Annotated in this window: 1 pseudogene; it reads right to left on the reverse strand. The window is 62.5% G+C overall.

Annotation, left to right across the window (positions count from 1 at the left end):
* A pseudogene (locus tag C5P05_RS03275) lies at window positions 1–291 on the reverse strand (NADP-dependent malic enzyme); the annotation flags it as partial.

Below are 291 nucleotides of genomic sequence, written 5' to 3' on the forward strand. Positions count from 1 at the left end.
TGAGCGCGTTCAGGATAGCCGCGGCGGCGACGATGGCGGTGCCGTGCTGGTCGTCGTGGAACACCGGTATCTTCATGCGCTCGCGCAGCTTCTTCTCGATGTAGAAGCATTCGGGCGCCTTGATGTCCTCCAGGTTGATGCCGCCGAAGGTCGGCTCCATGCGCGCGATGGTGTCGATCAGCTTGTCGGGGTCGAGCTCGTCGAGTTCAATGTCAAAGACGTCGATGCCGGCGAATTTCTTGAACAGGCAGCCCTTGCCCTCCATCACCGGCTTGCCCGCCAGCGGGCCGA

The organism is Rhodoferax ferrireducens, assembly GCF_003347515.1.
Lineage (GTDB): Bacteria > Pseudomonadota > Gammaproteobacteria > Burkholderiales > Burkholderiaceae_C > Rhodoferax.